The sequence below is a fragment of the Kitasatospora sp. NPDC058190 genome (assembly GCF_042883685.1).
In the GTDB taxonomy this organism is placed as follows: domain Bacteria; phylum Actinomycetota; class Actinomycetes; order Streptomycetales; family Streptomycetaceae; genus Kitasatospora.
Window position 1 is genome coordinate 28,077 of the sequence record NZ_JBHVVI010000010.1, and the last position, 25,699, is coordinate 53,775.

The 25,699-nt window shown below is 72.6% G+C and carries 22 protein-coding genes; 10 read left to right on the forward strand and 12 right to left on the reverse strand.

Translation table 11 applies throughout. The features are described 5' to 3' along the window. The first annotated feature begins 1 nt into the window (after window position 1). Both efeU and efeB read left to right on the forward strand, forming a co-directional pair. Window positions 2–2,098 carry an iron uptake transporter permease EfeU gene (efeU, locus tag ACFVWU_RS06880; protein WP_387616567.1) on the forward strand — a complete coding sequence of 699 codons (2,097 nt, stop codon included), beginning with the start codon at window positions 2–4 and terminating at the stop codon, window positions 2,096–2,098. Beyond that, window positions 2,098–3,432, forward strand: coding sequence for an iron uptake transporter deferrochelatase/peroxidase subunit (gene efeB / locus ACFVWU_RS06885; RefSeq protein WP_387616569.1), 1,335 nt, complete (start codon window positions 2,098–2,100; stop codon window positions 3,430–3,432). The genes efeU and efeB overlap by 1 nt, the downstream gene beginning before the upstream one ends. 56 nt (window positions 3,433–3,488) lie before the next feature. On the opposite strand, the gene ACFVWU_RS06890 is transcribed toward efeB, so the two are convergent. Both ACFVWU_RS06890 and ACFVWU_RS06895 read right to left on the reverse strand, forming a co-directional pair. Further along, window positions 3,489–4,874, reverse strand: coding sequence for a sensor histidine kinase (locus tag ACFVWU_RS06890; protein WP_387616571.1), 1,386 nt, complete (start codon window positions 4,872–4,874; stop codon window positions 3,489–3,491). Continuing rightward, on the reverse strand, window positions 4,871–5,551 hold the full coding sequence (locus ACFVWU_RS06895; RefSeq protein WP_387616573.1) for a response regulator transcription factor: 681 nt from the start codon (window positions 5,549–5,551) through the stop codon (window positions 4,871–4,873). The genes ACFVWU_RS06890 and ACFVWU_RS06895 overlap by 4 nt, the downstream gene beginning before the upstream one ends. Window positions 5,552–5,714: 163 nt before the next feature. Here ACFVWU_RS06895 and ACFVWU_RS06900 point away from each other — a divergent pair, with 163 nt between their 5' ends. Further along, window positions 5,715–7,178: a glutamate synthase subunit beta gene (locus ACFVWU_RS06900; RefSeq protein WP_387616575.1), complete on the forward strand. Its 1,464-nt coding sequence runs from the start codon at window positions 5,715–5,717 to the stop codon at window positions 7,176–7,178. 116 nt (window positions 7,179–7,294) lie between these two features. Here ACFVWU_RS06900 and ACFVWU_RS06905 read toward each other — a convergent pair whose 3' ends face one another. After that, window positions 7,295–7,864, reverse strand: coding sequence for a hypothetical protein (locus ACFVWU_RS06905; protein WP_387616577.1), 570 nt, complete (start codon window positions 7,862–7,864; stop codon window positions 7,295–7,297). Between the two features lie 368 nt (window positions 7,865–8,232). On the opposite strand from ACFVWU_RS06905, the gene ACFVWU_RS06910 reads away from it, so the two are divergent. Both ACFVWU_RS06910 and ACFVWU_RS06915 read left to right on the forward strand, forming a co-directional pair. After that, window positions 8,233–10,929: a hypothetical protein gene (locus ACFVWU_RS06910; protein WP_387616579.1), complete on the forward strand. Its 2,697-nt coding sequence runs from the start codon at window positions 8,233–8,235 to the stop codon at window positions 10,927–10,929. 127 nt (window positions 10,930–11,056) lie between these two features. Next, a complete protein-coding gene (locus ACFVWU_RS06915) occupies window positions 11,057–12,265 on the forward strand; it encodes a hypothetical protein (protein WP_387616581.1) in 1,209 nt (402 codons plus the stop codon). 114 nt (window positions 12,266–12,379) lie between these two features. Here ACFVWU_RS06915 and ACFVWU_RS06920 read toward each other — a convergent pair whose 3' ends face one another. Both ACFVWU_RS06920 and ACFVWU_RS06925 read right to left on the reverse strand, forming a co-directional pair. Beyond that, window positions 12,380–13,846, reverse strand: a complete 1,467-nt coding sequence (locus tag ACFVWU_RS06920) for a TolB family protein (protein ID WP_387616583.1) — start codon at window positions 13,844–13,846, stop codon at window positions 12,380–12,382. A gap of 344 nt (window positions 13,847–14,190) precedes the next feature. Continuing rightward, a complete protein-coding gene (locus ACFVWU_RS06925) occupies window positions 14,191–15,582 on the reverse strand; it encodes an MFS transporter (RefSeq protein WP_387616585.1) in 1,392 nt (463 codons plus the stop codon). A 228-nt stretch (window positions 15,583–15,810) separates the two neighbouring features. Here ACFVWU_RS06925 and ACFVWU_RS06930 point away from each other — a divergent pair, with 228 nt between their 5' ends. Next, window positions 15,811–16,560, forward strand: coding sequence for a TetR/AcrR family transcriptional regulator C-terminal domain-containing protein (locus ACFVWU_RS06930; RefSeq protein WP_387616587.1), 750 nt, complete (start codon window positions 15,811–15,813; stop codon window positions 16,558–16,560). Between the two features lie 5 nt (window positions 16,561–16,565). Next, the gene (locus tag ACFVWU_RS06935; protein ID WP_387616589.1) at window positions 16,566–17,078 is read left to right on the forward strand and encodes an isochorismatase family protein; all 513 of its coding nucleotides are present in this window, start codon (window positions 16,566–16,568) and stop codon (window positions 17,076–17,078) included. Here the strand turns inward: ACFVWU_RS06935 and murQ are convergent. The 3 genes from murQ to ACFVWU_RS06950 form a co-directional block, all read right to left on the reverse strand. Then, window positions 17,075–17,980 (reverse strand): N-acetylmuramic acid 6-phosphate etherase, encoded by a 906-nt coding sequence (gene murQ / locus ACFVWU_RS06940; protein ID WP_387616591.1) that lies wholly within the window; start codon window positions 17,978–17,980, stop codon window positions 17,075–17,077. The two genes, ACFVWU_RS06935 and murQ, sit on opposite strands and share 4 nt — an antisense overlap. 110 nt (window positions 17,981–18,090) lie before the next feature. Next, window positions 18,091–18,771 (reverse strand): DUF6445 family protein, encoded by a 681-nt coding sequence (locus ACFVWU_RS06945; protein WP_387616593.1) that lies wholly within the window; start codon window positions 18,769–18,771, stop codon window positions 18,091–18,093. Between the two features lie 128 nt (window positions 18,772–18,899). After that, entirely contained in the window at window positions 18,900–19,556 is a 657-nt protein-coding gene (locus ACFVWU_RS06950; RefSeq protein WP_387616595.1) for a TetR/AcrR family transcriptional regulator, read from the reverse strand. Between the two features lie 126 nt (window positions 19,557–19,682). Here ACFVWU_RS06950 and ACFVWU_RS06955 point away from each other — a divergent pair, with 126 nt between their 5' ends. The 3 genes from ACFVWU_RS06955 to ACFVWU_RS06965 all read left to right on the forward strand — a co-directional run bounded on the left by ACFVWU_RS06955 (window position 19,683) and on the right by ACFVWU_RS06965 (window position 22,821). Continuing rightward, window positions 19,683–21,179: an MDR family MFS transporter gene (locus ACFVWU_RS06955; RefSeq protein ID WP_387616597.1), complete on the forward strand. Its 1,497-nt coding sequence runs from the start codon at window positions 19,683–19,685 to the stop codon at window positions 21,177–21,179. A 103-nt stretch (window positions 21,180–21,282) separates the two neighbouring features. Continuing rightward, window positions 21,283–22,191, forward strand: coding sequence for a mycothiol conjugate amidase Mca (gene mca / locus ACFVWU_RS06960; RefSeq protein ID WP_387616599.1), 909 nt, complete (start codon window positions 21,283–21,285; stop codon window positions 22,189–22,191). Between the two features lie 81 nt (window positions 22,192–22,272). After that, window positions 22,273–22,821 carry a PaaI family thioesterase gene (locus ACFVWU_RS06965; RefSeq protein ID WP_387616601.1) on the forward strand — a complete coding sequence of 183 codons (549 nt, stop codon included), beginning with the start codon at window positions 22,273–22,275 and terminating at the stop codon, window positions 22,819–22,821. A gap of 246 nt (window positions 22,822–23,067) precedes the next feature. Here ACFVWU_RS06965 and ACFVWU_RS06970 read toward each other — a convergent pair whose 3' ends face one another. The 4 genes from ACFVWU_RS06970 to ACFVWU_RS06985 all read right to left on the reverse strand — a co-directional run bounded on the left by ACFVWU_RS06970 (window position 23,068) and on the right by ACFVWU_RS06985 (window position 25,619). Next, window positions 23,068–23,310, reverse strand: coding sequence for a hypothetical protein (locus ACFVWU_RS06970; protein ID WP_387616603.1), 243 nt, complete (start codon window positions 23,308–23,310; stop codon window positions 23,068–23,070). A gap of 29 nt (window positions 23,311–23,339) precedes the next feature. After that, window positions 23,340–24,302 (reverse strand): prolyl aminopeptidase, encoded by a 963-nt coding sequence (pip, locus tag ACFVWU_RS06975; RefSeq protein WP_387616605.1) that lies wholly within the window; start codon window positions 24,300–24,302, stop codon window positions 23,340–23,342. A 75-nt stretch (window positions 24,303–24,377) separates the two neighbouring features. After that, entirely contained in the window at window positions 24,378–24,803 is a 426-nt protein-coding gene (locus ACFVWU_RS06980; protein ID WP_387616607.1) for a hypothetical protein, read from the reverse strand. 117 nt (window positions 24,804–24,920) lie between these two features. Further along, a complete protein-coding gene (locus ACFVWU_RS06985) occupies window positions 24,921–25,619 on the reverse strand; it encodes a TetR/AcrR family transcriptional regulator (RefSeq protein ID WP_387616609.1) in 699 nt (232 codons plus the stop codon). Between the last annotated feature and the right edge of the window lie 80 nt (window positions 25,620–25,699).

Sequence of the window (25,699 nt, forward strand, 5' to 3'; positions counted from 1 at the left end):
CATGTGGGATGAGGCGTTTCCGAGCTTTCTGATCGGGCTACGCGAAGGCCTGGAAGCCGGCCTGATCGTGTCGATCCTGGTCGCCACGCTGGTGCGGGCCGGTCAGAAGGGCCGACTGCCCCAGGTGTGGACCGGCGTCGCGGCGGCCGTCGCGCTCAGCCTCAGCTTCGGCGCGGTGCTCACCTTCACCGCCGCCAACCTCTCCGGCCACGCCCAGGAGGCGTTCGGCGGGGTGCTGAGCCTGATCGCGGTCGGCTTCGTCACCGCGATGGTGTTCTGGATGCGCCGCTCGGCGCGCACCCTCTCCGCCGACCTGAAGGAGAAGGTCCAGGCCTCGCTGGCGATGGGCGCCGGCGCGCTGGTGCTCACCAGCTTCCTCGCGGTCGCCCGCGAGGGCCTGGAGACCTCGCTCTTCCTGTGGACCAACGCGCGCACCGCCGGGGAGTCCACCGGACCGCTGATCGGCGCCGCCGTCGGCCTGCTGCTCTCCGTCGGCCTGTGCTGGGGCCTCTACCGCCGGGCGCTGAAGATGAACCTCACCCGGTTCTTCACCATCACCGGCGCCGGTCTGATCGTCGTCGCGGCCGGTGTGCTCGGCTACGGCCTGCGCGACCTCCAGGAGTCCGGTCTGCTCGGCGGCGGCAGCACCTACGCCTTCGACCTGAGCGGCCATCTGGACGCCTCCTCCTGGTACGCCACGCTCGTCCAGGGCACCCTCAACCTGACCGTCACCATGACGGTCCTCCAGGTCGTCGGCTACATCGCGTACCTGAGCATCGTGATGACGCTGTTCATCGAGGGCATCCGCGGCGGCAAGGCGGCCCCGGCCCCGGCCGCCGCCGAGAAGAGCGCGAGCGCCGAGAAGAGCGCGAGCGCCGAGAAGAGCGCGAGCATCGAGAAGGCCGCGGGCGCCGAGGAGAAGGCCGAGCCGGTGCGCGCGGGCCGTCCGCGCTGGGTGCTGCCGACCGCGCTGGTCGCCGTCCCGGTCGTGGTGGCCGGCGTCGTGATCGCGGCCAGCGACGGCAAGCAGAACAGCACCGCCACCGTCTCGGTCTCCGAGCAGGAGTGCGGCAAGGGCTTCGCCGACCCGCAGCCGGGCCAGCAGGTCTTCCAGATGCACAACACCGGCGACAAGGTCTCCGAGGTCTACCTGGTCAACCCGGGCACCGGCGCCGTCTACGGCGAGATCGAGGGCCTGGCCCCCGGCACCACCCGCGCGCTGACCGCCACCATCGGCTCCGGCGACTACGCCTGGCGCTGCGTGCCCACCGGCGGCAAGTCCGTCACCTCCGCCGCCGTCCACGTCAGCGGCGGAGCCGAGGTCAAGGCCGTCAAGCCGGTCAACGAGGACGACCTCAAGGCCCCGCTGGACAGCTACAAGGACTATGTCAACAAGGGCCTCGCGACCCTGATGACGCAGACCCAGAAGATCCAGACCGACGTGCACGGCGGCGACCTCGCCGCCGCCAAGGCCGACTGGCTCACCGCTCACCTGCAGTACGCCTCGCTCGGCGCCGCCTACGGCACCTTCGCCGACCTCGACAAGAAGATCGACGGCCGCGCCGACGGCTTCGCCGACAAGGCCGACGACAAGGACTTCACCGGCTTCCTGCGCCTGGAGTACGGCCTCTGGCACGGCCAGTCCGCCGCCGACCTGACGCCGGTCGCCGACGAGCTCGCCCAGAACGTCGCCAAGCTGGTGCACGACTTCCCCACCCAGGACTTCGACCCGGGCGACCTGCCGCTGCGCGCCCACGAGATCCTGGAGAACACCCTCCAGTTCGAGCTGACCGGCGACACCGACATGGGCAGCGGCACCAACCTGGCCACCGCCCAGGCCAACCTGGCCGGCACCCAGGAGCTGCTGACCCTGCTGCAGCCGCTGCTCGACGAGCGCGACCCGCAGGTGCTGGTCCGGATCAACGCCGGGATGAAGCGGGTCGGCGACCTGGTCGCCGCCGCCCACACCGCCGACGGCTGGACCGCGCTGGACAAGCTGCCCGCCGACAGCCGCCGCCAGCTGAACGGCGCCACCGGCCAGCTGCTCGAAGACCTCTCGCCCATCCCCGCGCTCCTCGAGATCCGGAAGGCCGCCTGATGACCGACCAGACCGCAGCCACCGGCTCCTGCCCGTTCCCGCACGCTGCCGCGGCCGCCCAGGCCGCCCAGACCGTCGAGCAGGGCGGCTGCCCGGCCGGACCGGCCCGGCGCAGCTTCGTGCGGGCCGCGCTCGGCGCGAGCGCCGGTGCCGCCGTCCTCGCCGGCGGGGCCTTCACCCTCGGCGCCGGCCCGGCCGCCGCCGGGGACAGCCACCAGACGACGACCGGGGCCGTCCCGTTCCACGGCGACCACCAGGCCGGCATCACCACCCCGGCCCCGGGCTACGCCGCCTTCATCTCCTGCCAGGTGATCGCCCAGGACCGCAAGGGCCTGGAGGATCTGTTCAAGACCCTGACCGAGCGGATCCGCTTCCTCACCGCCGGCGGCACCCCGCCGGACCTCGGCGTCGGCGCGCCGCCGTCCGACAGCGGCATCCTCGGCCCGGTGGTGACCACCGACAACCTGACCGTCACGGTCGGCGTCGGCGCCTCGCTGTTCGACGACCGCTACGGGCTGGCCAAGGCCAAGCCGGTCAAGCTGGCGCCGATGAAGACCTTCCCCAACGACAACCTGCAGCCCGCCGAACTGCACGGCGACCTCTCGCTGCAGATCTGCGCCGACCGGCAGGACACCGTGCTGCACGCGCTGCGCGACATCACCCGGCACACCCGCGGCGCGCTGCAGATCCTCTGGCGGATCGACGGCTTCCAGAACCAGTCCCGCCCGGACGGCGCCCAGCGCAACCTGCTCGGCTTCAAGGACGGCATAGTCAACCCGGACACCACCTCCTCCCGGGAGATGGACCGGCTGATCTGGGTGACCGACGGGATGGGCGAGCCCGCCTGGGCGACCGGCGGCAGCTACCAGGTGATCCGGATCATCCGGATGCTGATCGAGTTCTGGGACCGCGTCACGCTCTCCGAGCAGGAGAAGATGTTCGGGCGCCGCCGCGACACCGGCGCGCCGCTGGACGGCCATCAGGAGACCGACGCGCCGGACTACGGCAAGGACCCGGACGGCAAGGCGATCCCGCTCAACGCGCACATCCGCCTGGCCAACCCGCGCACCGCCGACACCGACACCTCGCGCATCCTGCGCCGCGGCTTCAACTACGACCGGGGCGTCGACAAGGCCGGCAACCTGGACATGGGCCTGGTGTTCTGCTGCTACCAGCAGGACGTGGTGCGGCAGTTCGAGGCCACCCAGACCCGGCTGATCGACGAGCCGCTGGTGGACTACATATCGCCGACCGGCGGCGGCTACTTCTTCGTCCTGCCGGGCGTGAAGGACAACGCCGACTGGCTCGGGCGGGGGCTGCTGGCCGCCGGCTGAGCGTGAGATCCACGGCGGGCCCGGTGCTTCGGTGCACCGGGCCCGCCGTCGTGCCGTCAGCTGCCCAGGGTGAAGCCGATGACCGCGCCGCCGCCCTCGCGGTTGGCGGCGAAGGCCATGCCGCCGTGCGACTGCGCCACCTCGGCCACGATGGCCAGGCCGAGGCCCGAACCGGGCAGGCTGCGCGCGGCGGTGGCCCGGTAGAAGCGGTCGAAGACCCGGTCGAGGTCGGCGACGTCGATGCCCGGGCCCCGGTCGCGCACCTCGACCCGCGGGCCGCGCACCACCAGCTCGATCGGGGACGTGCCGGCCGGGTCGAACTTGGCGGCGTTGTCCAGCAGATTGCCCACCGCGCGGGCCAGCGCGTCCGGGCGGGCGGTGACGGTGGTGTCGTCCGCGTCCACGGTGATCTCCCGGTCGCTGCGCCGCCGCGCCTGCACGGCGGCCGCATGGGCCAGCTCCGCCAGCACCACCTCGACCGGTTCCTCGTCCGCCTTGCGGTCCGCGGCGAGCGCCACCAGCTCCTCCACCAGCAGGGTCAACTCCCGCGCCTCCTCGGCCAGGTCGGCCATCAGCGCGGCGCGCTCCGCGGGCGGCAGCCGGTCCAGGCTGGGCAGCACCGAGAGGTTGGTGCGCAGGCTGGTCAGCGGGGTGCGCAGCTCGTGCCCGGCGTCCTGGACGAGGCGGCGCTGGTTCTCCTTGGCGGTGGCGAGCCGGACCAGCATCCGGTCGAAGGCGCGGCCGAGCCGGCCCACCTCGTCCGTACCGGAGGCGGGTACCGGGACGTCCAACCGGCCGCTCGCGGCGACCAGTTCGGCCGCGTCCGTGAGCCGGACCAGCCGGCCGCTGATCCGCCGGGCGAGCAGCCAGCCGGCCGCGCCCGCGATCAGCACGACGCCGGCCACCACAGCCACCATCTGCTGGCGCAGCTTCTCCAACAGCTCCTCGATGTCACCGAGTTGCTGCACGATCTGGACCGCGCCCCGGCCGCCGCCGAGCGAGACCACGCCCACCCGGCAGGTGTTGCCGCCGAGGCGACGCACGTCCGTCACCGTCCGGGCGGGGGCGTCGGCGTGGGCGAGCTCGCGGTCGTCCGAGGTGGTCGGGAGGTCGAGGTGGGCGGTGCCCGGGACGATGGCCCCGGTGGAGTCCAGGGCCTGCGCGGTGACCCGGATCGGGTGCAGCAGCTGCTCGCTCAGCCCGCTCGGGCCGTTGAAGTCCCCCGGGTACAGCTTCTCGCGCTCGACCTGGGCGCTCACGGCCCGGACGGCCGAGGTGAAGTCGTCCGTCTCGTCGTCGCGGATCAGGTGCTCGGCCGCGTGGTAGCCGAGCGTGCCGATCAGCACCGCCACCAGGGCGGCCATCGCGGCGAAGGCGAGCGAGAGGGTGGTGCGCAGGCCCGGGCGCGGCAGTCGGGGGCGCGGGCGCGCGGGGGCGGTCACGGCTCGCGCAGCGTGTAGCCGACGCCGCGGACGGTGTGGATCAGGGGGGTCAGGCCGGGCCGGTCGAGTTTGCGGCGCAGGTAGCCGATGAAGACCGCGAGGTTCTTCGAGCCGGGGCCGAAGTCGTAGCCCCAGATCCGCTCGTAGAGGGTGGTCTGGTCCAGGACGGCGCCGGCGTGCCGGGCCAGCAGCTCCAGCAGGTCGAACTCGGTGCGGGAGAGCTCCAGCTCCTCCCCGGCGCGCCAGGCCCGGCGGGCGGGCGGATCGACCCGTAGGTCGGCGACGGTCAGCACGTCCTCGACGGGCCCGGGCGGCTGACGGCGCAGCAGGGCGCGCAGGCGGGCGAACAGCTCGTCCACGTCGAAGGGCTTGACCAGGTAGTCGTCGGCCCCGGCGTCCAGTCCGGCGATCCGGTCCGGTACCTCGACCCGGGCGGTCAGCATCAGCACCGGGGTGCGGTCGCCGGCCGCGCGCAGCCGGCGGCAGACCTCCAGGCCGTCGGGTGCGGGCATCATCACGTCGAGCACCAGGACGTCCGGGCGCTGCTCCGCGAGGACGGCGAGGGTCTGGGTGCCGTCCGCCGCTATCCGGACCCGGTAGCCCTCCAGCGTCAGGGCGCGGGTGAGCGAGTCGCGGATGGCACGGTCGTCCTCGGCGATCAGCACGGTGTGGGTCATGGGGAGATTCTCCCTGGCGTGCTCACGGCAGTCGCGGCCGGGTCACGGGGTTCTTCGGTCGACGGCTTTCCTGTGCCGCTTCGTGGGCGTACGGTGGCCACACGGTGGCGCGCCGCCAGGTGGGTCGCCGGGTCCGTGTCGGCACGTCCCGCCGGAGGCCGCGATGGCAGACCGGATGGCTTTCCTCACCACCCCGCGCGCGGAGCGGGCGCGACGGGACGCGCGTGAGCGGCTGGGGGACTGGCGGGAGGTGTACCGGCCGGGGGCGCTGCTGCCGGTGGTGGGCGGACAGGCGGCGCGGTGCATGGACTGCGGGCTGCCGTTCTGCCATGCCGCCTGCCCGCTGGGGAACCTGGTGCCGGAGTGGAACCGGCTGGTGGCGGAGGACGACTGGCGGGCGGCGGCCGCGCGGCTGCTGGCGACCAACAACTTCCCGGAGTTCACCGGGCGGCTCTGCCCGGCGCCGTGCGAGAGCGCCTGCGTGCTGGCGATCGGCGGGGCCGCGGTGACGATCAAGAACGTCGAGCTGGCGATCGCCGACCGGGCCTGGGAAGCGGGCTGGGACCGCCCCCAGCCGCCCGAGCGGCGGGGCCCGGAGCGGCGGGTCGCGGTGGTCGGTTCGGGTCCGGCCGGGCTGGCCGCCGCCCAGCAGCTGACCCGGGCCGGGCACACGACCACGGTCTACGAGCGGGCCGACCGCCCGGGCGGGCTGCTGCGCTACGGGATACCGGCGTTCCGGCTGGAGAAGCACCGGTTGGATCGGCGGCTCGACCAGCTCCGGGCCGAGGGAACGGCCTTCCGCACCGGGGTGCGGGTGGGGTGGGACGTCACCGGCGAGGAGCTGCGGGCCGGGTACGACGCGGTGCTGGTCGCGGTGGGGGCCACGGCCTGCCGGGAGCTGGCCGTGCCCGGGCGCGGGCTGCCCGGGGTGCACCCGGCGATGGAGTACCTGACCTGGGCGAACCGGGTGGACGAGGGGGACTGCGCGGCCTCGCCGCTGTCCGCCGAGGGGCGCGAGGTGGTGATCGTCGGTGGCGGGGACACCGCGGCCGACTGCCTGGGGACGGCGCTGCGCCAGCGCCCGGTCTCGGTCACCCAGCTGGACATCAACCCGCGGCCGCCGGAGCGCCGGGCGCCCGAGCAGCCCTGGCCGGTCCACCCCAAGGTGTACCGGGAGACCACCTCGCACGAGGAGTCGGGGGCGGATTCCCGGGTGTTCGCGGCCGCCACGGTCGGCTTCGAGCCGGGGCCGGACCGGCGGCTGGCGGGCGTGTGCTTCGCCGAGGCCGAGCCGGAGGACCGCAGCGCCCGCGCGGGCACCGGGCGGACGCTGCCGGCGCAGCTCGCGCTCCTCGCGCTGGGCTTCACCGGACCGGAGCCGGACCAGCCGCTGTTCGCCCAGCTCGGGCTGGCCGTCGGCTCGGACGGCACGCTGGAGCGGGACGACGAGTACGGCACGGGGACCGACGGCGTGTTCGTCGCGGGGGACGCCGGGCGCGGGCAGTCGCTGATCGTCTGGGCGATCGCGGAAGGCCGGGCGGCGGCCGCCGCGGTGGACCGCTACCTGCGGGGACGTACCGAACTCCCGTCGCCGATCAGCGCCTCGGCGCGGGCGCTCACGCTGTGAGGGCGTGGGCGCCCGTGCCGGAGGGCTCTTCGATCGGCCGGGGGCTCAACCGAGGTCTCCGCTGACGGCCCAGCTGATCGCTCGGCCGAGGGCTCGGCTGAGACTCAGCGGATCGCTCAGCTGAGACCGAGGACCGAGAGCGCGGTGGTCCAGTCGGTGGCGATGGCCTGCTGGGCGGGCACCAGGTCGACCTGGTGGTTGCAGACGGCGCGGTAGAGCTTGTACTCCACGGTGTCCTTGTCGGTGGAGGACTGGCCGCTCGTGCCGACGGCGTAGCGCGGCTCCGGCCACAGGTTGTTCGGGTCGGTGGGGTTGCCGCCGAGGGACAGCGGGATGAAGTGGTCCTCCTCGTAGTCCGCCGTGTTGGTGTCGGCGTAGCCGTAGGCGGCGATCTGCTGGACCTTCAGGCGGTTGGTGTACGTGGTGGACGGGCGGATCGAGGTGCTGTAGCCCGGGACACAGATGGTGGAGTCGATGGTGTCCTGGGTGACGTCCGGGTTGGTGGCGCCGGGGGTGCAGGCCGGGTCGGGCAGCGGGAGGTAGGCCTGCGAGCAGGTCGCGTCGAGGGCGCTGCGGGTGTGCGAGGCGGTGGCGGGGGCGGCGTGCGCGGTGCCGGCGGTGGCGAGGGCGGCCGCGGCGAGCACGACGGTCGCGACGGCGGGGGCGATGCGATGGGCGCGAAGCATGTGGGGAGCTCCCTGACACGGGCTCGGCACGGGTGTGCCGGGCGATGTGTCCATGCCACCACCTGCGGGTCTATGCGGGTAGACAGGGGATGGTGAATAGTTGACAAAGCGTCAGTCAACGGAGTTGTGGCAAGTGTTCGCTTGACGCGCTCCCAATAGGTGGGCGTGCCGGACCGGTATGTCGGTACTCCGGTACCGCGGCCCTCGGCAGCGGGGGCGCGCTTCGGTGCGGGCAGGCGTGCGGGAGGGCTGCCCGCCGCTTCGCACCTCCGCGCAACGCACTGTGCCCCGCGAGCCGTTCGCCCGCGACGCGTCCCCGTCGCGGACCCGGGTAGGTGCCGGGCAGTAGACGGACGGAGGGGACCGCCATGCCAGACCGCGTCCAGGGGGCACCCGCACGGCTGCCGGCGCAGCCGCCCGCGTCGACGCCCGCGCTCACGCCCGAGTCCGTACCTGCGCTCGCGCCCGCGCCGCTGGGCTTGCCGACTCCTCCGACTCCGCCCTGGCCTGGCGGCGGGCAGCAGCCGGCGGTGCTCGGGCACGCCGCCCGCAGCATCCCCAAGGCCACCCTCGTCCCGCTGGAAGTCGACAGCCCGCAGCACAACCCGGGCTTCGCCAGGCACGCCTACCTGCGCCGACTCGACCTCCGCCCGGAGGAAGTGACCTCCCTGCGCGGGCAGTTGACGGCCGAGCTGCCCTGGGGGCTGCTCGCCGCCTCCGCCGCCGATCCCGCCGACCGCCCGCTGCGCTCCGCCGCCCTCGCCGCCGTGGACGGTCCCGCGCTGCGCGAACTCGGCGGCGCCCTCGAACAGTTGCGTCGCGCGGACGGCACCGTCGAGGGCCTGGCCCGGGCCGGCCGGGCCGCCGCCGCGAACGCCGCCTACGACCACAACGCGGCCGTCACCCCGATCGGCCTGCTCAACCTGGAGCGCCTGGAGATGGCCCCGGCCGGGATCGAACGCGGCGAACTCGTCGCCACCATCCCGCTCGCGCCGCTGGAGGAGACGGCCGTCACCCAGAAGGAGTGGTCCGTCACCTCCAAGGAGTTCAGCTCGATCGTCACCGACTCGCTGGAGAACGTCAGCGAGACCGGCGTCACCGACAACACCGAGCTCGCCCAGTCCACCACCAGCCAGCTCCAGCACAGCAACCAGTTCAACGTCACAGGCACCGTCTCCGGCGGCATCCCGCTGATCTCCGGCTCCGCCACCTCCGGCATGACCAGCCAGAGTTCCGACTCGCAGTCCGCCACCGACAGCCGCAAGCACGCGACCACGATCACCGAGAAGGCCTCCTCGCGCACCAAGCAGGAGCACAAGGTCACCATCACGACCACCACCGTGACCGGCTCCTCGGAGACCACCACCCGCACGCTGAAGAACGCCAGCCCCACCGACCCGATCCGGATCGACTACTTCAGCATGATGCGCAAGTGGCGGGTCCGGCTCTACCGCTCCGGGCTGCGGCTCACCTACGACCTGGCGATCCCCGAGCCGGCCGGGGCGCTGCGCGAGGCGTACGCCGAACTCGCCGCACTGGAGGCGAAGCTGGGGCCCTTCCACTTCGACGTACCGCACTCCGACATCACCGAGGAGACCCGCCCCGGCGAGAGCCAGCCGCACTACCTGGTGCTGGCCGAGAAGTACGGCGCCACCGTGCCGCTCGCCCCCGGCCCGCTCCCGGACATCCACGTCAACGTCACCGCGCCCAACAACGACGGCGCCGCCATCTTCGACGCGCCGCCGCTCAACATCCCGGACCGGTACTGGATCAAAAACCTCTGGTTCCAGTTCACCTCCGAGAGCCGCACCGGCGACTACCACTACAACCTCAAGGTGCTCGGCAGCACCATCCCCGAATGGAACGAGCCCTACGGCACGCACGGCCCCGTCGACCTCGCCGACCCGGTCAACGGCGGCCTGCTGCGGCATGCGGGCGGGCCGTGCGTGGTGAGCTTCCACCTGGTCAACAACCGGCAGACCTGGCTGAGCCTCACCGCGGCCGTCGAACCCACCGACGAGGCGCGCCGGCAGTGGCAGAACGACGTCTGGGCGGCCCTGTTCAACGCCGCCCAGACCAAGTACTACGCCGAACAGCAGGACCTCGTCGCCCGCGCAGCCGCCCTGCGCGAACGCCTCAACGGCGTGGACACCCTCACGCTCCGGCGCGAGGAGAGCGACGAGATCATGAAGGGTGTGCTGCGCTTCCTGCTCGGCGTGGACTACCACATGATGCCGTCGGAAGTGGTTGACGCCTTCACAGCCTCGGTCGCGAGCGACCCCGACCGGCTGCGCCACGGCGCCGGTTTCCCCGGCAACGACACCGGCGGGCTCGGGGTGAGCGCCGCGGCCTGGGCGGCGGTGCTGGGGCACGAGGCGGAGGTGGCCTTCGTCAACCAGGCCATCGAGTGGGAGAACGTGGTCACCTTCCTCTACTCCTACTTCTGGGACGCGCCCGTCGCCTGGCCGTTCGTCAGCCGGATCAGCCACCCCGACGCCAACCGGCAGGCCTTCCTGCGGGCGGGCAGTGCCCGGGTGGTGCTCACCGTGCGCAAGGGCTGGGAGGAGGCCTGGGTGCGGTTCGCCGAGGGCGGATTCCACGGTGCCCCGCTGCCCGCCGACCACCCGTACCTGACCATCGCCCGGGAGATCGCCGCCTACGACGACCGCAACTATCCGGGCATCCCTCCGGCCAACCCGGGCAGCAGCTCGCTGCTCCTGGAGGACGAGGTGGTGACCACCTGCGCCGCCGTGGTCGAGCCGGCCGCCGCGGGAGCGCCGGTGCTGGTGCCGGTGGCCTCCAGCGCGGGTTTCGACCCGGACACCGTGGTGGTCGTGGACGAGTACGACGACCGGCGGATCCAGGAGACCGCCCGGGTGGTACGGGTGCCGGACGACGGTCACCTGCTGCTCGCCGGGCTCACCCACCGCCACGACGGCACCCTGGCGCCCTTCCCGATCCGCCGCCCGGGGCACCGGGGCACGCTGATCGCGGAGTGGAACGAGTACACGCCGACCTCGGGGACGGACATCGCGGTCAGCAGCCCGCTGAAGGACATCTCGTGAGCCAGCGATGGGGGTACCCCCGGCCGGAGGCTGGGGGAGAGCGAACCATCGAGCGGTGCGCACGGGCGAATGCCCCTGCCGAGCGGTGGGGGTACCCCCGGCCGGAGGCTGGGGGAGGGGCGGGCGCATGAGCTTCTTGAAGGATGAGGACACCTGCCTGCTGCTGGGCAAGGCGCGGGACGAACCGCCGACGGTCTTCGAGTACCTGGCCGCCGAGCTGTGGGTGCGCCACCACTTCGGGGCGGACTTCGACGCCCGCCCCGGCGCGACCTGGGTGACCTTCCAGCTCGACCGGATCTCCGAGTGGTGGGGCAGCCCCCGCCGGGACCGGCTGGACCCCGAGGACGCGCTGCCCTACGGGCGGCTTACCCCGCAGCCGCAGGACCCGGTGCTGCGGATGGTGCTCCAGGTGCTGTCGGAGGACCTGCGCAACGTCTTCCCGACCGCGAAGGTCGAGGCGATCAAACGGATGCTCAAGGACCGCAGCACCCCGGCGGTCAAGCTGATCAAGGCCGTCCGTGAACTCACCCCGGGCGGAGCGCTCAAACCGGACATGCTCGGGATCCAGAACCACGTCCCGGAGCTGCGGATGGAGGCCCTGGAGGTCGGCACCGAGCAGGGCGCCCTGGACACCTACCGCGAACTCCAGGGGAAGATCTCGGTGTTGCGGGACCCGTGCGGCCGGGTGATCGAGAACCGGCTGCTCGCCATGCAGCGCACCGCCGTCAAGCAGCTGCCGTTCACGGTGGTGGCCACCGGCACCGACTGGCGGCTCGGGGCCGGGCCGATGATCCTGCCGATGCCGGTCAACGTCATCGAACAGAACGGGGAGACCTACGTCGACTGGATCTGCTACTGGCCCACCAACCGGGCCGAGTTCCGCGAGTACCCGAGGCCCGCGAACGGGCGGCCCGGCTACGACGGGCTGGTGCTGTACCACATCCACCGGGTGCCGCTGCGGGCGGTGCAACTGCCCGACAGGATCCGCGAGGCGATGCTCAACCTGATCCGGGCCCGGCAACGCTCCCGGGCGCTCGGGCCCACGCTGGTACCGGAGTTGGCGGTGGTGATCGAGCGCGACCGGCGGCTGTTCACCCCCGAGGGCGAGCTGTTCCTGGCCGGGCTGGGCGCGGTCGGGCTGCTGGCCCTGGGGGTGTGGGCGGCGGTGGGCGCCGGCGTGGTCGCGGGGCTGGCGGCGGTGGCCAAGGGCGGGTTGGTCGCGGCGGCGGCCGCACCCGAGGCGTTCGTCGGGGCGGTCGCCGCGGCGGCGAAGGTAGCGGATCAACTCTGGTCGGTGATCTCGCAGTTGGGATACCTGTTGCCCGATTTCGGTTAGCGGGTCAGGGGCGGCCCTGGCATCGTGTTCGACGCCAGGGCCGGGGCAGGGGTCGGTGCTGGCGCTGGGTCGGGGCGCCGGTGTCGCGGCGGGGCGTGGGTGCTGGGGCGGGTGTCAGTGCTTCGGCAGGTGGCGTGCGAACACGTCCGGCGCCTTGTTGGTGTCGCCCGGAACGAGGGTGCCGTCGTCCGAGGTGAACACCACCGTGGCGCCATGGGCGTCGACGTACGGTCCGTACGAGGCGCCGGTGGTCTGCGAGCCGTCGTTCGCCACGCTGACCCGTTCGGTGCGGCCGCTCCACAGGTCGCGCCGGAAGACGTCGCCGACGCCGTTGGTGTCGCCGGGCACCAGGTTCGCGGCCGTGGAGTCGAAGTACACCCAGCGGCCGTCGGCGGTCATCTGCCCGTTGAGGGAGTCGCCGGTGGTCTTCGTCCCGGGCAGGCCGACGCTGACCTGGGTCTCGGTGCCCTCCTCCAGGTCGCGGACGTACACCTCGAAGTGCCGCTCCCACCAGTTGTCGCCGTGCTGGACCCAGGTCGAGTAGACCGCGTACCGGCCGTCCGGGCTGAGCGAGGGGTAGTCCGCTCCGCGCCAGCCGCCCTTCTCGTCCGCGCTGGCCATGGTGGTCTGCGCGGCGCGCAGGTCGCGGACGTACAACGGGTAGCGGTGCGGCTTGAGGATCCGGGGCCGGTTGTCGGTCCGGAAGGAGTCGCGGACGAACTGCTCGTCGGGCTCCTGGCCGGACTCGGCGGCGAGCCCGGCGGCCGCATCGGGGGAGAGGGAGTCGGGCTTGTTCCGGCTGGTGATGTTGGTCGCCTTGGAGATGAAGGCGACGCTGCCGCCGTCGGCGCTGATCACGGGGGCGGCGGAGGAACCGTTCGCCTCCTTGCCGTCCGCACCGATGCTGACCAGGCGGTTCTCGCCGGTCCACAGGTCGTGGACGTAGATGTTGGCGCCGAACCAGGTGACCGTCCCGGGGGCCAGGTCGGTGCGGTTGGACTGGAAGGCGATGTAGCGGCCGTCCCAGCTGAGCGACGGGTGCCCGGAGAACTGGTTCGGTTGCGGCTTGCCCGGCTCCTCGCCGACGGATACGAGGGTGGTCTCGCCGGTCCAGCGGTCGTGGACGTAGACGTCCTGGGCGCCGAGGTCGGCGCCGGGCGTCAGGTTGGTGGCGTCGGAGCTGAAGGCGACGTACCGGCCGTTGCCGCTGATGGTGGCCTCGAAGGAGCCACCGTTGGCCTGCGCGCCGTCCGGGCCGGTGTTGACCCGCTCGGTGTCGCCGGTCCGCAGATCGCGGACGAAGACGTCGGACTTGCCGTTGGTGTCGCCGGGCACCAGGTTGGCGGCGTTCGAGGTGAAGACGGTGTAGCGGCCGTCGGCGCTCAGCCCGGCGGCGTGCGAGGCGCCGTCGGGCTGTGCCTGGCCGAGGCCGACGGACACCCGCTCGATGCCGGACTTCCGGCGGGGGTCTGCCTGGGACGCCTGCGTGGTGGTGAGCGCGAGCGCGGCGGCTGCACCGAGTGCGCAGGCGGCGCGCAGCAGGCGCCGGGACGGGCGGGCGGTGGTGCGTGTGCGGGTCATCGGGTCCCTCCCCTGGGAACGACCGGCCGGGTCGACGGTGACGCCCGGTGGCGTCCAGGGCTGGTGGCGTCGAGGGCTGGTTGCGTCGAACTTCCCGGCGGTCGGCTCGGGGTGAGCCAACCGCCGGGTGGGGTGGGTGGTCAACGATGGTCCGCGCGGAGCGGCGTATTCACGTCAAGTGACGGGCGTGCGGGTGGGCGCGCCCGGACACTTCGTGCTGCTCGGGGGAACGAACAGACGGACACGTTGACCGTGCTGCCCAAGCGTGGCGTCGGCGATCCGTGCCGGCCCGGTGAGTTGATCGCCCGGCATGCGGCGGTGCCCGTCGTGGGTTGAGCGGCGGTTTACGGGGTGGGCTCCGGGGCCTGGTGCTGCGGGTGCTCGTGCTCGTGCTGGTGTGGGCGATGTGGGTGTTCGGGGTGATGCGGGTGCTCGAGCTGGCGTTCGTGCTCAAGCTGGTGTTCGTGCCGGTGTTCGCGTCGGTGTTCGCGTCGGTGGTCGCGTTGGTCGTAGCGCCAGAGCGCGGGGAGCGCGGCCGACAGGACGGTGCTGCTGCCCAGACAGAGCAGGCCGCCGGTGCCCAGCGCGGCCCGGATGCCCTGGCGGGCGGCGAGGCCGCCGGCCCGTAGGTCGCCGAGGGCGGGCCCGGCGGAGCCGATCAGCATCTCCAGGCCGGCGGCGCGGCCTCGGAGTTCGTCCGGAATGGACTGGTTCCAGATGGCGCTGCGGAAGGTGTCGCCGATCCAGTGGGCGCCGCCCGCGACGATCAGGCAGAGCACCACGGCCCACAGGCCCGGGGCAACGGCGGCCGTGGCGGTGGCCGCGCCGACCAGGGCGGTGGAGAGCAGGACCAACCGTCCGTGCCGGTGCACCCGCTCGGTCCAGCCGCCGGTGGCGGCCGCGATCAGGCTGCCGGCGGCGGAAGCCGAGTAGAGCAGGCCGAGCGCCCAGGCCGCGTCCAACTCCTCGGCGAGGAACGGGAACAGCGCGGTGGGCAGGGCGAAGACGGTGGCCGCGAGGTCGGTCAGGTAGGTGCCGATCAGGTCGGGCCGCCGGGTCGCGTACCGAGCTCCCTCGGCGAACTCGCGCAGCCGGGGCGGCTCGGCGTCGCGCTCCGAGGGGATCGGCCGGACCCGCGCGAGCAGGGCGATCGACAGCAGGAAGGTGGCGAGGTCGACCAGGTACGCCGCCGGGAGGCCGGCGGTCGCGATCAGCAACCCGGCGGCGGCCGGCCCGGCCACTCCGCCGATGCTCCAGCGCAGCGAGAGCAGCGCCCCCGCCGCCACCAACTGGTCGTGCGGCACCAGCCGGGGGATCATCGCCTCGACCGAGGGCTGTTGCAGGCCCTGGATCGCCGCCGCCAGCCCGGCGGCGAGGTAGAGCGGCCAGACGGCGGGCGTGCCGAGCAGTGCGTTGGCCAGCAGCAGGGCGCTGAGCGCGGCCAGCGCGACTTCGGTGACCAGGGCGACGGTGCGGCGGTCGGCGCGATCGGCGAGCACGCCGCCGTAGAGGCCGAGGAGGACGGTGGGTGCGAGTTCGACCGCGCCGACCGCGCCCACCGCGAGCGGAGAACCGGTGAGGTGGGCGATCTGCAGCGGGATCGCGGTCATGGTGAAGACCGAGCCGAGCAGGGTGACCGTGCCGGAGGCCCAGGTCAGCCGGAAGTCGCGGGAGGAGCGCCAGGGGGCGGTGTTCAGCAGTAGTCGGGACCGGAGGCGGTCCGTTCCTGAGGTCATGAGGGGGTTGGTCCCTTCGCGGCCGTCGCTCTCGCGATGGCTTCCTTGGGCGCGTTGCAGGTTGGGTGTGCACGTTGCGTGCTGCGTTCGGGGGTGCTTCTGCCACTGAGCGTGATGGCCGGCCCTGTTGCCAGTCCTCATCGCCCGGTCCTTATCACTGATAAAGTCCGGCCTGGAATTTAGCGGCGATAAGGTGGCCTCGCAAGCGGATAACCGGGAGGCCGAGCGATGGCACTGCAACGCGACGAGGTGGTGCGCACCGCGCTGCGCGTGCTCAACGAGGAGGGCATCGACGGGCTCAGCACCCGGCGGCTCGCCCGGGAGCTCGGCGTGCAGTCACCGGCGCTGTACTGGCACTTCAAGAACAAGCGGGAGCTGCTCGACCTGATGGCGGAGGCGATGCTCGCCGAGGCGCTGCCGCCCGACCGTGAGCCGGATCCGGAGCACTGGCCCGCGTGGATCGCCGCCGACGCCCGGGCCAAGCGCCGCGCCCTGCTCGCCTACCGCGACGGCGCCCGGGTGCACGCCGGCACCCTGCCGACCGAGGGTGAACTCCCGGCCGTCGAGGCCCAGCTGAGCGCCCTGTGCCGGGCCGGGCTGCGTCCGCGCACCGCGTTGCGACTGCTGCTGACCGTCGACCGGTACCTCATGGGCTGGGTCACCGAGGAGCAGGCCTGGCGGCAGGACGCTGCGGAGCGCGCCCGGCCGCCCTTCCCGGACGAGGCGCTGCGTGAGCTGCCGCTGCTGAGCGAGGCGGTTGACGTGCTGCGGATGACCGACCACGACGCCGACTTCGAGTACGGGCTGCGGGTGCTGATCGAGGGGTTCCGGGCCGAGATCGCGCGTGAGGCCGAGGGCGCGGGGGCGGGTTCCGTCGAGGGCGCGCGTGAGGCCGAGGACGCGGGGAAGGGTTCCGTCGAGGGCGCGGGGGCGGGTCCTGGTGAGGGTGTGACCGGCGAGGGGCATGGGCTAGCGTGAGTGCCATGGCCACCCTTGATCCCCGCAGCACCGCCCTGGTCCTGATCGACCTGATGGACCGGATCGTTGCCAACCCGCTCGCGCCGCACGCCGGTTCGGAGGTGGTGGCGTCCTCGCTGGAGCTCGCCAAGGCCTTCCGTGCCGCCGGCGCCCCCGTCGTCGCGGTGCGCGTCGAGCGGCCGGGCGTCGCCGAGCAGCCGCCCGGCAGCGAGCTGCTGGCCGAGGTCGAGGCGGCGGCCGACGAGGTCGTGGTGAAGCGCACGATCGGCGCCTTCCAGGGCACCGGGCTGCACGAGCTGCTGCAGGCGCGCGGCGTGGAGACGCTGGTGTTCACCGGGATCGCCACCAACCTCGGTGTGGAGTCGAGCGCCCGCGCGGCCGCCGACCACGGGTACCGGCTGGTGTTCGTCGAGGATGCGATGACCGGGCTGACGGAGGCCGAGCACCGGGCCTCGGTGGAGCTGAACTTCCCGCGGCTGGGCGAGGTCGTGGCGGCGGCCGACCTGCAGCTGGGCTAGCCTCCGGCCGGCTTCAGGGCGTCGCGCAGCCGTCCGCCCGAGGCCGTGAGCAGTCGGGCGGCGGTGGGCGCGTCCACGTCCGCGAGCAGGACCAGGATCGCGTCCTTCGTCCGTCCGTCCGTCGCGGTCAGGGCCCGGTGGACCGCGTCCTGGTCGGCGCCGGTGGCCTCGGCGACGATCCGTCGGGCGCGCTCGCGGAGCTTGGCGTTGGTGGCCCGGAGGTCGACCATCAGATTTCCGTACGTCCGGCCGAGACGGACCATCACGGCCGTGGACAGCATGTTGAGCACCAGCTTCTGTGCGGTGCCCGCCTTCAGCCGGGTGGACCCGGCCAGCACCTCGGGGCCGACCTCCACCTCGATCCCCAGCTCGGCGGCCGCCACCAGCGCCGAGCCCCGGTTGCACGCCAGCCCAACGGTCAGGGCCCCGGCCGCCCGTGCGACACGCACTGCCGCCAGTGGGTAGGGCGTACGGCCCGAGGCGGAGACGCCCACCACGGTGTCGGCCGGGGTGAGGCCGAGCGCGGCGACGTCGGCCTCGGCGAGCTCGGTACGGTCTTCGGCGCCCTCGGCGGCCTCCGTCACGGCCGTCCGGCCGCCTGCGATCAGGCCGACGACCAGGGCTGGATCGGTGCCGAAGGTCGGCGGGCACTCGGCGGCGTCCAGCACCCCGAGCCGCCCGGCCGTCCCCGCCCCGGCGTAGACCAGCCGCCCGCCGCGGGCCATCCGGGTAGCCACGGCGTCCACCACGGCGGCGATCCGCGTCAACTCCCCGGCGACGGCGGTGGGGACGGTACGGTCCTCGGCGTTCATCAGGTGGAGCAGGTCGAGGGTGGGCAGCTGGTCGATCCCGGCCCAGTCGGGTCGGACCGTCTCGGTCGGGGGCGCGGCGTCGGTGTTCATGCGGCGAGCGTCCCCGGGGAGGGGCGGCCTGAACCCGGGTGGGTGTGGCATTCGGGTCATGACTCGGGCCGTGCTTCAGGCCGTGCTTCAGGGCGTGTTGAGGCTATCGGTCAGGCCATCCAGAAGAACACCGCCGTCATGCGGCGGTCCGCCAACTCGTTGCCGTAGTAGTTCGTCGCGCTGTGGATCAGGTTGGCGTGGTAGAGGAGCAGTTGGTTGTAGCGGTTGGGGACGCGGACGTCCTCGGTGAAGTGGTCGGCGGGCACGTGGCGGGTGCCGAGCGCCTCGACCAGGTTGTTGTGCGGGGCGTTGACCAGGTTCCCGCCGAGGCGGCCGCCGGGGAACTGCTGGCGGTAGAAGCTGGTGCCTGCGTCCTTGGGTGCGCCCGGGCTGAGGTAGAGCACGGCGGCGTAGCGGCAGAGGGCGCGGGAGTCGGTGTGCGGGCGGGACTCCGACTCCCCGGCGCCGACGACCTGGACGCAGTTGTGGTTGAGCGTGCCGCCGCCCGGAGTGCTCTGCACCCACAGCCGGGAGGCACCGGTGGCCTTGCGGACCAGCGCCTCGACCCGCGCCAGCTCGTCAGGCTCCAAGCCCGGCATGGTGCGCACGCCTGGCCAGGTCTCCGGGCGGTACGGGTAGCCCTCGGTCCAGTCGCCCCGGGCCAGGACGCGCTCGCGGACGGCGTCCGGGTCGGGCAGGACGTTGTCCAGGACCCAGAAGTCCCGGCCGCGGGTGGGCTTGCGGTAGGGCAGGACCGGCAGGGCGGTGGGCCTGATGGGCTGTGAGGGCATGGGCCGACCATAGGGGCGGCGGTCGTCAACCTTCTGCCGTGAACAGGTCAACCTTTCGTCAAGGGCGGTATTGGTGTGGGTGTTCCGCCGTCGCGTCGAGGCCTGCGTGACGGGTTACTGGTCGGCGTTCAAACGGCCTGGCCCTCGCGGACGGCGTAGCTGCCAAGGGCACCCTCCAGTCGGTCGAAGGCCCGGGCGGCCCACGGGCTCACCGCGGCGGTGATCGCGGTGTGCTCCTCGCCGGTCAGGGTGCGGCGGAACACCTCGGTGAACACCGCGCGGTCGACGGCGGCGAGCAGGGCGGCGGCGACCCGGCTCTCGAAGTCGACGGGTATCGCGTGCACGGCCTCGGCCAGCGCTTCGGCGAGTGCTGTCTCGGCCTGCTCGTTCAGCTCGCGCAGTCGGGCGCCCAGGGCCGGGCTCTCGGCGATGGTGCGGGCGAAGTCCTCGCCGGAGAAGCCGAGCCGTGGGTCGTGCCGGTCGAGCGCGGTCAGGCAGTTCCGACGGAGCGCGGCGAGGGCGGACTCGCCGTGGGCGCGCTCGGCGACGGCGTGGGCGAGCCGGCCGACGAGTTCCTCGTGCAGGTCGAAGAAGAGGTCCTCCTTGCGCGGGAAGTGGTTGGTGACGGTCATCTTGGCGACGCCCGCGGCGGCCGCGACCTCGGCGATGGTCGTCCGGTCGAAGCCCTGCTCGATGAAGAGCCTGGTCGCGGCGTGTGAGATCGCCTCGCGGGTGCGGCGCTTGTTGAGCTCGCGCAGGTTCGGCGTGGTCCCGGTGTCGGTCATGGCAGGAGCCTAGCGCAGCTCGCTGGGTCGGTCACAGAAATTATGCTTGACCCAATCGCTGGGTCCATCCTAAGTTCTTCACGTCGGCCGGAGCGGTCGACGGAGAAGCGGCCCAGGGGAGGGTTCATGACCACATCGGTCACCACGCGGATCACGACGAAGGGCTCGGAGACGGGCACGGAGAAGAGCACCGTGAAGGGTCGGCGCGGGGCGGCTCGGGCGCAGCGGCCGGAGCCGGTGCCGCCCGGTCTGCTGAAGATGGGCGCGGTGCTCGCGTTGGGCCCGATCCTGGCGTTGCTGGACACCACGATCGTCAACGTCGGCATCGAGTCCGTCGCCCGCGACCTGCACAGCTCGATGGCCGCGGTCCAGTGGGTGGCCACCGGGTACCTGCTGGCGATATCGCTGACCATGCCGCTCTCCGGGTGGGCTGCCGGCCGCTTCGGCGCCCGGCGCGCCTGGCTCGGTTCGGTCGTCCTGTTCGTGCTGGGATCCGCGCTGTGCGGACTGGCCTGGTCGACGGGCAGCCTGATCGCCTTTCGGGTGCTCCAGGGCGTCGGCGGCGCGATGATCCAGCCGTTGGGGCAGACGCTCATGGTGCAGGCGGCCGGGCGCTCCCGGATCGCGCGGGTGATGGGCACCATGCTGCTCCCGATCAGCCTGGCCCCGGTCCTGGGGCCGATCCTCGGCGGGCTGGTGCTGGAGTACCTGGACTGGCGCTGGATGTTCCTGCTGAACGTGCCGGTGGGGCTGCTCACCCTGCTGTTGGCGGCCCGGTGGCTTCCGGCCGAGAGCCGGTCGGAACTCCCGAAACCCCGACTGGATGTGACGGGTGTGGTGCTGTTGTCGCCAGGCCTGACGGCGCTGGTCTACGGGCTCTCCACGATAGGCGAGGGCGGCGCGGTCGGTCCGGTGGCGGTCGCGGTGGGTGCGGTGCTGCTGCTGGCGTACGGTCGGCACGCGCTGCGGGCGGGGCGTGACGGGGCCCGGGCGCCGCTGATCGACCTGCGGCTGTTCGTCCGGCGTGGCTTCGCGGTGGCGACGGCGAACAGCTTCCTTCAGGGCGCCGCGCTGTACAGCTCGATGTTCCTGGTCCCGCTCTACTACCAGCAGGTGGAGCGCGCCGGGGCGGTCGAGGCCGGGCTGCTACTCGCGCCGCAGGCGCTCGGTACGGCGGTCACCTCGCTGCTGGCCGGGCGGATAGCCGACCGCTTCGCGCCCCGCCGGCTGATCCTGCTCGGCATCGGCTGCTCGCTGCTCGGCACCCTCGCCTTCACCCAGCTGGGAACGGGCTCCGGCCCGGCGGACTGGCTGCTCGTCGGCTCGCTGGCGCTGCGCGGGGCGGGCATGGGGATCGTCCTGATCCCCGGCATGGCGGCGGTGTACGGGATCGTCGAGAAGTCGCAGGTGGCGGCGGCCGCCGGTGCGGTCAACGTGCTCAACCGGCTCGGTGGGGCGCTCGGCACGGCGGTGTTGACGCTGGTCCTCCAGCAGGCGCAGGCCGGACACCCCGGCCAGCCGGGCGCGGCCTTCGGCGCGACCTTCTGGTGGGTGCTGGCACTGTCCGCGCTCGCCATCGCACCGGCCCTGCTCTACCCGAGCGCGGCCCGTAACGCAGACTGACCGGCCGCCGGTCAGTGATCATCCATCAGTCGGGCGGGCTCACACCGATTCCCATCGGCTCTGACCGATCCCCATCCATTCGTATCGACCATGGAGGTACCTCATGTTCACCAAGCATCCTGGCGGCCTGCGTCTGCTCACCGTGCACGCCCACCCCGACGACGAGTCCAGCAAGGGCGCGGCCACCCTCGCGCGGTACGCGGCCGAGGGCGTGGAGGTCCTGGTCGCGACCTGCACCGGCGGCGAGCGCGGTTCGGTGCTCAACCCGGCGATGGACCGGCCCGAGGTCCGGGACAACCTCGCCCGGATCCGGCGTGAGGAGATGGCCGCGGCCCGTGAGATCCTGGGCGTGCGGCAGCAGTTCCTCGGCTTCGTCGACTCCGGGATGCCAAGCCCCGAAGAGCCGTTGCCGGAAGGCTGCTTCGCCGCCCAGCCGGTGGAGGTCGCCGCGGCCCCGCTGGTCACCCTGATCCGGGAGTTCCGCCCGCAGGTGGTGATCACCTACGACGAGACCGGCGGGTACCCGCACCCGGACCATGTGATGACCCACCAGGTCACCGTCGAGGCCTTCGAGGCCGCCGCCGACCCGAAGCGCTACCCCGAGGCGGGCGAGCCCTGGCAGGCGGCCAAGCTCTACTACCACCTGGCCCTCTCCCGGGCCTGGTTCCAGACGCTCCACGACGCCATGACGGAGCGCGGAGTCGACTCGGCCATGGGCGAACTGCTCGCCGGCTGGCCCGACACCCCGCCCGCCCTCGCGACCACCACCCGAATCGCCTGCTCCGAGCAGTTCGCCATACGGGACGCGGCGATGCTGGCACACGCCACCCAGGTCGAGCCCGGCGCCGCGTTCATGGCCCACCCCCGGGACATCGAGCGTGAGGTCTGGCCGACGGAGGACTACCACCTGGCTCGGAGCTTCGTGAGTGGACCCGGGACAGCCGGACCCGGAACGGGCGGGGGCGAGACCGACCTGTTCGCAGGGCTGCGCGCGAAGGAGGGGGCGGCATGAGGCATGAGTGAACCGGTGAGGCCGACGGGCGTGTACCGGACGGGACTTGAGCCAGGGGTTCGAACAAGGCAGGTTGGTCTCATGACGAATCACCAGCCTGCCCCCACCGAGCAGCAGTCCCTGAGCGGTCAGGAGTCGCGCTCCCGCACCCACACCTGGACGGCTGGTCCGCCGATCTCCGAGTACCCGCACCTCACCGGCGAGGAGATCCTGTTGGAGTGGATCGCCGGGCGGATCTCGGAGCCGTCGATCTGCAGCACCATGGGCTTTCATCTGGTCGAGGTGAAGCCGGGCACGGCGGTGTTCGAAGGGGAGGTGGGCGACCACCTCTTCAACCCGATGAACACCGTGCACGGCGGGTACCTGGCCACCCTGCTCGACTCGGCGCTCGGCTGCGCCGTGTTGAGCAAGCTGCCGGCCGGGATCGGCTACACCACCACGCAGTTGAACGTCCATATGCTGCGCCCGTTGTTCGCCGACTCGGGGCTGCTGCGCTGCGAGGGCGTGGTGCTCCACCTGGGTCGGACGATGGCGACCGCGGAGGCCAGGTTGGTCGGCGCGGAGAACGGCAAGCTCTACGCCCACGCCACCACCACCTGCGCGATCCTCACCCCCCGCCCGGCTGCCTGACCGGCCGACGAACCCACCGCTGAACAGCCGGGCCCCGACCGTGGCGGCGACCGCCGCGACGACCGGGGCCCAACCGAACAGACCATGCCCAAAGAGCCCGAGGCGGAGCAGTCGAGACCCGGAGACCCCGAGGCCCGTACACCCCAAGCCCCTTACGCCTTACGCCCGGGCCTGAACATCTGGGCCCGAACACCCGAACCCGAACAACCAGGCCCGAACACCCAGGCCCCCCGAAACCCGAGGCGCTCAGAGCGCCGCCAGCACGCCGCAGAGCGCAAGGAGGCCGCAGATCCCGAAGTTGATCAGCTTGTGCGAGAGGAACACCGCCGCGAACTCCCGGATGGTCGCGCTCGGCCAGTAGTACCGGGCGGTGGGCGAGCCGAACACGTGCCCGTTGACGCCGGTCCTGCGGGCGATCAGCGCCGCTCGGAAGGTGTGGAAGTCGTCGGTCACCATGACGCAGCGGTAGTCGGGCTTGGCTTGCTCCATGACGGCCTTGCTGAGAGCGGGTTCCGCTCTCAGGCGAAGCGCTCGACGGCCGCGAGGACTGCCTCCGCCATTCGCGGGCTGCCGGTGTGTCCGGCTTCGTCGACTACCGTCAGGTTGGCGTCCGGCCAGGCCTTGGCCAGCTGCCAAGCGGTTTGCAGCGGTCCACCGAGGTCGAGCCGTCCATGGATGAGCTCGCCCGGGATGCCGGCCAGCCGACCGGCGTCGCGCAGCAGTTGGCCGTCTGCCAGGAAGGCCTGGTGCGAGAAGTAGTGCGCCGTGATCCGGGTGAAGGCCATCAGGGCGTCGGAGGGGCGGTCGGAGTAGGCATTCGGCTTGCCCAGCACCTCGTGCGCGATGACGGCGTCCTCCCAGGTGGCCCAGGCCTGGGCGGCGGCCCGGCGGACGTCCTCCTCCGGGCTGTTGAGCAGCCGGCTGTAGGCGGTGAGCAGGTCGAACACGTCGCCGTCCCGGTCGACGGCGGGTGGGAAGGCGTGGAACTCCTCCCAGGGGCCCGGCAGGAAACGGCCGACGCCCCGGTAGAGCCAGTCCATCTCCTCGGGGCGGGTCATGGTCACCCCGCAGATCACGATCGCGGAGACCCGCTCCGGGTGGGCCTGCGCGTACGCGAGTATCAGGGTCGAGCCCCACGAGCCGCCGTACAAAAGCCACTTGTCGATGTCCAGGTGCTCGCGCAGCCGCTCCAGGTCGGCGACCAGGTGTGCGGTGGTGTTGTGCTCCAGCCCGGTTGACGGGTCGGCGGCGTGCGGCAGGCTCCGCCCGCAGCCGCGCTGGTCGTACTGGACGACGCGGTAGCGCTCGGGGTCGAAGTACCGCCGGGAGCCGGGATGGTGGCCGGAGCCCGGCCCGCCGTGCACCACCACAGCCGGCTTTCCCGCCGGGTTGCCGGAGGTGTTCCAGTGGATCCGCTGCCCGTCGCCGACGTCCAACAGGCCCTGGGCGTACGGCTCGTCGTGGGAATACGGCTCGGCCATCGGTAACTCCTCCGTGGACAGTGGACAGTGGACGGTGGGCAGGGCGCCGGGTGAGCCTACCCGCCGTCGGGCCGGTCAGAGTCCGATGTTCAGCCCGAAGGCGGCGTCGAAGGAGGCGTATCCGACGCAGAGGATCAGCCAGAAGCCCAGCGCGCCGGTGACGGCGGCGGTGATGCGGCCGACCCGGCTGCGCTGTTCCTTGGGGTGGCGCCAGTGACGGATGCCGTGCGACAGCCCGAGCAGCCCCACCACGGCCAGGCCGTACGCCCCTGCCGGACTCGCCTGGTGGAGGGTGCGGGCGAGGAGATAGGCGCCCGCCAGGGAGGCGGTGGTGAGGACGAGGAGCACGAGCCCGCCGACGACCTCGGCCAGCAGCTCGCCGAGGCAGCCCGTCGACGCCTCGGCGATGTACCTGCCCGGGCCGACCTGTCCGCCCGGGACCGGCGTCGGGTCCCCGGGCTGGTGAGCGGCCGGCTTCTCCGCCGCCTGACGCTCGACCATCGCCCCACCACTCCTTTGTCCGGCCTTTACCTGGCGATCATCGTAGTTGACGGTGGAACCGTCGTCGCCCGGCAGGCCAGGTGGGCCCGGCAGGCCCGGCGGGCGCCGGCCGCCGGGTCACCGGTGCTCCGGCGGCAGCAGGGTCGCCAGTCCGTCGAGGATGCGCTCGACGCAGAACTCGAAGCGGGCGTCGAGGCTCGGCTCGGTGAGGTCGCCGGCCAGGGCGACGAGGTTGGGGAAGTCCTCGACGGGCAGGGCGCGGAAGCGGTCGCGGACCTCGGTGGCGACCTCCAGGCGGCTGGCGCCGCCGGCCTCGGCGGCCGACATCGGTGACTGTTCCTGGAGGACGAAGCCCTGGACGAAGGAGCTCAGCAGATAGGTGATCAGGGCGGCGTGCGCGTCGGAGAATCCGGCCTCGCGCAGGCGGTCCAGCTGGTCGTCCAGCAGTCCGAACATGTGCGGCCCCGGGGCGAGGCGGCCGGCGACGACCTTGGCGGCGTCGCGGTTGTCGTGCAGCAGCTGTCGGTGGCGCCAGCAGTATCCGCGCATCTGCATCCGCCAGTCGCCCTCGCGCGGCGGGGGCTCGGCCGAGGCCATGATCGCGTCGTTGAGCAGGTCGAGCAGTTCCTCCTTGTTGCGGACGTGCCAGTACAGCGAGGCCGCCTTGACGCCCACCTCGGCGGCGACCTTGCGCATGGACAGTCCGGCCAGGCCGTCCCGTTCCAGTACGCGAAGCGCCGCCTGGGCGAGGGCTTCCCTGGTCAGGGCGGGCGTCCCGGCGTCGTGTTCCGGCGTGGCGCCGTGGTTCTCCGGCATGGCTGTGCGGATGCCTCCCAGCGGTGTCGTGGAATCCCGCTTGCAATCTAACACCGTTAGGGGCACTCTGTGGTTGCCGG

Excerpts from the sequence above, each read along its gene's own strand:
- efeU (WP_387616567.1), top strand. The coding sequence starts at position 2 with ATGTGGGATGAGGCGTTTCCGAGCTTTCTGATCGGGCTACGCGAAGGC.
- efeB (WP_387616569.1), top strand. The coding sequence starts at position 2,098 with ATGACCGACCAGACCGCAGCCACCGGCTCCTGCCCGTTCCCGCACGCT.
- ACFVWU_RS06895 (WP_387616573.1), bottom strand. The coding sequence starts at position 5,551 with ATGACCCACACCGTGCTGATCGCCGAGGACGACCGTGCCATCCGCGAC.
- ACFVWU_RS06900 (WP_387616575.1), top strand. The coding sequence starts at position 5,715 with ATGGCAGACCGGATGGCTTTCCTCACCACCCCGCGCGCGGAGCGGGCG.
- ACFVWU_RS06905 (WP_387616577.1), bottom strand. The coding sequence starts at position 7,864 with ATGCTTCGCGCCCATCGCATCGCCCCCGCCGTCGCGACCGTCGTGCTC.
- ACFVWU_RS06910 (WP_387616579.1), top strand. The coding sequence starts at position 8,233 with ATGCCAGACCGCGTCCAGGGGGCACCCGCACGGCTGCCGGCGCAGCCG.
- ACFVWU_RS06915 (WP_387616581.1), top strand. The coding sequence starts at position 11,057 with ATGAGCTTCTTGAAGGATGAGGACACCTGCCTGCTGCTGGGCAAGGCG.
- ACFVWU_RS06920 (WP_387616583.1), bottom strand. The coding sequence starts at position 13,846 with ATGACCCGCACACGCACCACCGCCCGCCCGTCCCGGCGCCTGCTGCGC.
- ACFVWU_RS06925 (WP_387616585.1), bottom strand. The coding sequence starts at position 15,582 with ATGACCTCAGGAACGGACCGCCTCCGGTCCCGACTACTGCTGAACACC.
- ACFVWU_RS06930 (WP_387616587.1), top strand. The coding sequence starts at position 15,811 with ATGGCACTGCAACGCGACGAGGTGGTGCGCACCGCGCTGCGCGTGCTC.
- ACFVWU_RS06935 (WP_387616589.1), top strand. The coding sequence starts at position 16,566 with ATGGCCACCCTTGATCCCCGCAGCACCGCCCTGGTCCTGATCGACCTG.
- murQ (WP_387616591.1), bottom strand. The coding sequence starts at position 17,980 with ATGAACACCGACGCCGCGCCCCCGACCGAGACGGTCCGACCCGACTGG.
- ACFVWU_RS06945 (WP_387616593.1), bottom strand. The coding sequence starts at position 18,771 with ATGCCCTCACAGCCCATCAGGCCCACCGCCCTGCCGGTCCTGCCCTAC.
- ACFVWU_RS06950 (WP_387616595.1), bottom strand. The coding sequence starts at position 19,556 with ATGACCGACACCGGGACCACGCCGAACCTGCGCGAGCTCAACAAGCGC.
- ACFVWU_RS06955 (WP_387616597.1), top strand. The coding sequence starts at position 19,683 with ATGACCACATCGGTCACCACGCGGATCACGACGAAGGGCTCGGAGACG.
- mca (WP_387616599.1), top strand. The coding sequence starts at position 21,283 with ATGTTCACCAAGCATCCTGGCGGCCTGCGTCTGCTCACCGTGCACGCC.
- ACFVWU_RS06965 (WP_387616601.1), top strand. The coding sequence starts at position 22,273 with ATGACGAATCACCAGCCTGCCCCCACCGAGCAGCAGTCCCTGAGCGGT.
- ACFVWU_RS06970 (WP_387616603.1), bottom strand. The coding sequence starts at position 23,310 with ATGGAGCAAGCCAAGCCCGACTACCGCTGCGTCATGGTGACCGACGAC.
- pip (WP_387616605.1), bottom strand. The coding sequence starts at position 24,302 with ATGGCCGAGCCGTATTCCCACGACGAGCCGTACGCCCAGGGCCTGTTG.
- ACFVWU_RS06980 (WP_387616607.1), bottom strand. The coding sequence starts at position 24,803 with ATGGTCGAGCGTCAGGCGGCGGAGAAGCCGGCCGCTCACCAGCCCGGG.
- ACFVWU_RS06985 (WP_387616609.1), bottom strand. The coding sequence starts at position 25,619 with ATGCCGGAGAACCACGGCGCCACGCCGGAACACGACGCCGGGACGCCC.